This is a genomic window from Massilia sp. P2_C2 (assembly GCF_056404615.1).
Genome location: NZ_JBFUDR010000676.1, coordinates 1 through 575 on the forward strand (window position 1 = coordinate 1; position 575 = coordinate 575).

At 72.5% G+C, this 575-nt stretch carries 1 protein-coding gene; it reads left to right on the top strand.

The window, feature by feature from the left end; all coding sequences use genetic code 11:
* On the top strand, nucleotides 1–472 hold a 472-nt coding region (locus AC1DYX_RS31805; protein WP_477266278.1), incomplete at its 5' end, for a hypothetical protein.
* Between the last annotated feature and the right edge of the window lie 103 nt (nucleotides 473–575).

Consider the following 575-nt stretch of genomic DNA (forward strand, 5'->3'; position numbering starts at 1 on the left):
GCTGGCGGCCGGCGCCGCGGCCCCGCTGGCGGCGGATGCGCTCTCGCGCCGCCACGGCCATCGCGGCGGCGACGCGGGCGGCCACCAGGAGACGGTCGTGCGGCACGACACCAACAAGGTTGCCGACAAGGGCACGGACAAGGCGCCGGACACGAGCGCGGGCAAAGGCACGGACAAGGTCGCCGACACGAGCGCCGACAAGGATGCGGACAAGGGCACGGGCAAACGCAAGGACAAGGACAAGGACGGCGGCACGGCCGGCGACAGCGTGCAGGCCGGCGCCGATCTCGCCGCCACTGCCGGTGCCTATGGCGACGCCGGGTCGACCATCGCCGCGGCGCAGGCAGCCGCGCTCGCCACCATGGCGGCCCAGGATGCGATCGCCCGGATCCAGAACGCCATCGCGCTCAACCAGGCCAAGAACCAGGTCGAGGACGAGCTGGGCAAGGGCGTAAAGGCGCTGTCGCAGTAAGCGCCGTCAACGAGAACAAGGAGGACCATCATGACAATCAATCGCATCGGCGCGCGCGCGGCACCGGCGCCGGCCGTCGCCCCGTCGGGCGGCGGTCCCGCAC